The 4,106-nt window shown below is 68.5% G+C and carries 5 protein-coding genes; all 5 read right to left on the bottom strand.

Features of this window, described 5'->3' with window-relative positions; translation table 11 throughout:
• The coding region (locus tag LOY02_RS18160) for a HAMP domain-containing sensor histidine kinase (RefSeq protein WP_317183777.1) at positions 1-1,099 on the bottom strand (1,099 nt) is incomplete at its 3' end.
• Positions 1,096-1,776 carry a response regulator transcription factor gene (locus LOY02_RS18155; protein WP_317183776.1) on the bottom strand — a complete coding sequence of 227 codons (681 nt, stop codon included), beginning with the start codon at positions 1,774-1,776 and terminating at the stop codon, positions 1,096-1,098. The genes LOY02_RS18160 and LOY02_RS18155, both read right to left, overlap by 4 nt.
• A 167-nt stretch (positions 1,777-1,943) precedes the next feature.
• Entirely contained in the window at positions 1,944-2,465 is a 522-nt protein-coding gene (locus LOY02_RS18150) for a DsrE/DsrF/DrsH-like family protein (protein ID WP_317183775.1), read from the bottom strand.
• A 45-nt stretch (positions 2,466-2,510) separates the two neighbouring features.
• Entirely contained in the window at positions 2,511-2,825 is a 315-nt protein-coding gene (locus tag LOY02_RS18145; protein ID WP_317183774.1) for a TusE/DsrC/DsvC family sulfur relay protein, read from the bottom strand.
• Positions 2,826-2,849: 24 nt separating this feature from the next.
• The coding region (locus tag LOY02_RS18140) for an FAD/NAD(P)-binding oxidoreductase (RefSeq protein WP_317183773.1) at positions 2,850-4,106 on the bottom strand (1,257 nt) is incomplete at its 5' end.

Below are 4,106 nucleotides of genomic sequence, written 5' to 3'. Positions count from 1 at the left end.
GGGGTGCGTGGCGCGGGACGGCTGTGGGTGGTGGGGGCGGGAGGGGGGGGGGGGGGTGGCGCGGGAGGACCGCCCGAACCCGCGCCCCGGTGGCCCCGGGCTCGGATGGCAGCACGGCGATGGAACCTCCGTGGAGCTCGCACACCCAGCTGGCGATCGCGAGCCCGAGCCCGGTCCCGCCACCTGAGCCCCCCCATGAGCCGAAGCGGTCGAAGACCCGCTCGGCGCGATCGGCGGGAATGCCGGGTCCGTCGTCACTGACCTCGAGGGCCCACCGCTCCGCGTCGAGCCCCATGGCCCGGACCCGGACGGAGCCGCCGACCGGGCTGTGCCGAATGGCGTTGTCGAGCAGGTTTGCGAGTACTTGCGCCAGCCGGTCGGCATCTGCCTCGACGCGCAGGAAGGCATCGTCGAGGTGACCCGCGCCGCTCGCAGCGGGCTCCCCGTCCATGATCGTCTCGAGCGTGACCTGCCGCTGGTCGGCCCCGCTCGCGCGGGCCTCCGCCACGGCCTGTGAGAGGAGCTGGGCGACGTCCACGGGGGCGATGGCGAGGCCTTTCAGGCCGCCGTCGACTCGGCTGAGGTCGAGCAGGTCCGAGACGAGGTCGCTGAGCCGTTCGGCCTGGGTGAGGGCGGTGCGCAGCACCGCGTCGTCGGGCGAGACGACGCCGTCGACGAGGTTCTCGAGCAGGGCCTGCTGCGCCGTGAGTGGCGTGCGCAGCTCGTGGGACACCATGGCGACGAGGTGGCGGCGCTGCTGGTCCGCGGTCGCGAGGTCGGCCGCCATCGTGTTGAAGGCGCGCGCCAGCTGGCCCACCTCGTCCGCCGACGTCGCAGTCACCCGCCTCGAGTAGTCCCCGGTCGCCATCACTGCAGTCGCCGCGGTCATCTCGCGCAACGGGGAGGTCATGCCGCGCGCCAGCCACTGGGCGACGGCCAGACCTCCCGCGATGGTGACCGGAACGGTGAGCCAGGCGGGGACGCCAGCCCGGTCGCCCGCCTCGGAGACGACCGAGGCGGCGACGATGCCCAGTCCGACGAGGACGGCCAGCTTGGCCTTGATGGAGCGCAGCCCGTCCAGAGGTCGCTCGGTGTTCATGACCCGTCCCCGAACGCATACCCCACGCCGTGGACCGTCCGCACCCGGTGGGCGCCGATCTTCGCGCGCAGGGACTTCACGTGGCTGTCCAGTGTCCGCGTCCGGGCGGCCTCCGCCCAGCCCCACACCTCTCGCATCAGGTCATCCCTGGATCGGACGGTCCCCGCGTCCTCGATGAGAGCGAGGAGCAGGTCGAACTCGAGCGGGGTGAGGTGTACCTGCTCTCCGTCGACGGAGACACGACGGGTCGCACGGTCGACGCTGAGTCCGTCGATGTCGATGCCCGGGGCAGGCTGGGCAGCCATCTCACGGGCCCGCTCGACTCGGCGCAGCAGGGCCCTGATCCGGGCCAGGACCTCGCGCAGCCGGAAGGGTTTGGTCACGTAGTCGTCCGCGCCCACGCCGAGGCCGACGAGCAGGTCCGTCTCGTCGTCCCGGGCGGTGAGCATGAGGACGGGGGTGGGGCGGTCGGCCTGGATCCTCCGGCAGACCTCCAGCCCGTCGAAGCCCGGCAGCATGACGTCCAGCAGGACGAGGTCCGGTTGGTGCTCGTGGTGGGCGGCGACCGCCGCCGGCCCGTCGAAGGCCTGGACGACGTCGAAGCCCTCGGCGCGAAGGCGGTCGGTGACGCTCTGGTTGATCGTCGGGTCGTCCTCGACGACGAGGATTCGGCTCATGGCTCGAGCCTAGGAGCGGCCCTGCGGCAGGGTCGCGTACGACCTCTGGAGATCGTGTGAAGATGCCCGCCCCTGACTGGCTCGCCCACTGACCCGTCTGGCGGGTCAGTGGGCGAGGGCAGGGCCCGGGGCGGATGCGCTCGCCCCGGGCCCTCCAGACCCAGCTGTCAGATGAAGAGCAGCTGGGCGCCCGCGGTCATCTCGATGAAGTCCGACGCCGAGATGATGCCTTCGACGTCGTCTCGAAGATCCGCCTCACTGAGGTGGTTCATGTCCGCGGACAGTCGGCACGCCCACAGGTGACCACCGGACGCGACGATCTGGTCGAGGAAGTCGGGCACCTCGGGGATGTCGAGCTCGGCGATGGCCTTCTTGAGCTGGGACGTTGCGAGGTGGGTCATTCCCGGGATACCGCCGAGGCCCTGGGGCATGTGCATGGCGGTGTTGCCGAGCAGCGTCGCCTTGAGGCTGCCCTGGGTCTTCTTGTTGATCATGTCGAAACCCCAGAAGGTGAAGAACAGGTGGGTCTCGATCCCCTCACCCAGGGCGGCATTGCCGAGGATGAGGCCGGGGTATGCCATGTCGAGCGTGCCCTTGCTGCAGATGATGGCGAGCTTGCGGCCCTCATCGGTGGGCTCGTCGAAGGACGGGACGAACGGGGTCTCGGTCATGGGTTCTTGGGTCGTCATGGTGTGCTCCTGGCGTGAGGCTGGGTCGTCGGTTCCGGATCGGGGTCAGACGCAGCCCTTGGGCTTCGGCACACCGGCGACGTAGGACATCTTCTTGGCCGGCTTTCCGGGGAACATCGTGAACAGCTGTTTGACCGGCAGACCGAGCTGTGTGCTGACCCGGCGCAGGGTGGGGGTCTCCCCCATGGCCTTGTAGTCCTCGCGGAGGAACTTCACGAGCTTCCAGTGTTCCTCGCTCATGTCGACGCCGATGAGGCGGGCGAACTCGGCTCCGAGCTGCTCGTCCCAGTCGTCAGGGTTCTGGAGGAAGCCCTCGTCGTTGACCTCGACCTGGTGGCCGGCGATGGTGGTGGTGGGCATGGCGCTACGTCCTTTCGTTTGTGGTCAGGCGCCGGCGGGGATCTTGCCGGCCATGGACATGGCCGACGGGAGGCCGAGGGGACGGCCGGGAAGGAGCATGTTCCAGTAGATGTGGCGGAACGCGAGCTTGCCCATGTGGTTGGCGCGCGACTCCTTGAGCAGGGTCATCGGGCCGACCTTGGGGATCGGGAACGTCCCGGTGAGCGGCTCGGTGTCGTAGTTGAAGTCGAGGAGCAGGGCCTTGCCGCCCCCGGACTCGACGAAGCAGTTGGCGTGCCCGTCGAAGGAGTGGGTCATCGGCCTGCCCTCGATGAGCTGCATGAAGTTCTCGACGAAGATCTCGACGGAGAAGTGGGCGACCGAGCCCGCCTTCGACGTCGGGATGTTGCTGGCATCGCCGAGGGCGAAGATCTCCGGGTGCTGCGTCGACTGCATCGTGTGCTTGTCGACCGGGACGTAGTTCAGGTCGTCACCGAGACCGGACCGGGCCACGAACTCCGCGCCCATGTTGAGCGGGATCGTCACCAGCTGGTCGTAGGGAACTTCGCGCTCGTCGTAGGAGACGAGGACCTTGCGCTCCTGGTCGATGCTCTCGACCATGAAGTCCGTCTCGACGGTGACACCTCGCTCCTCGAGGATGTAGCCGAGCTCCTTGCTCGCGACGGGCTTGGTGAAGGCACCGTCGAGAGGCGTGACGAAGACGACCTCCGTCTTCTCCCGCAGGCCGCGTCCACGCAGGTAGTCGTCGGCGAGGAAGGTGAACTCGAGAGGCGCCACGGGGCACTTGAACGGCAGCTCCGTGATGTGCACGACGAGACGGCCACCGGTGAAGCCGCGCAGCTGGTCGCGAAGGGCAACCGCCCCGTCGTACGTGTAGAACTCGCCGACCGACTTGTGCCACTCGTCGCCCAGCATCCCTGGGGTCTGGTCAGGTCGCGGGCTCGTGCCCGAGGCGACGACGAGGTAGTCGTAGGCGAGCGAGCGGCCGTCCATCAGAGCGACGGACTTGGCCTCCGGGTCGACCTTGTCGACCTCGGCCAGGACGAGCTCGACGCCATCTCCGATGAACGCGTGCTTCGACTTGCGGATCTGCTCTGGAGTGTTCATCCCGAAGGGGATGAACAGGTAACCGGGCTGGTAGTCGTGGATGTCGTTCTTGTCGACGATCGTGATCTTCCAGTCCGTCTTCGGGAGGCGGTGGCGGAGCTTGTTCGCGACCATGGTTCCGGCCGTGCCCGCGCCCAGCACCACCAGGGACTTTTTCGTTGCGGTGGTCATACC

Origin of the sequence: Intrasporangium sp. (genome assembly GCF_032907665.1) — a bacterium.
Taxonomy (GTDB): Bacteria; Actinomycetota; Actinomycetes; order Actinomycetales; family Dermatophilaceae; genus Intrasporangium.
The sequence above is the reverse complement of the archived record's forward strand: the minus strand, read 5'-3'. Positions and strand labels throughout refer to the sequence as shown.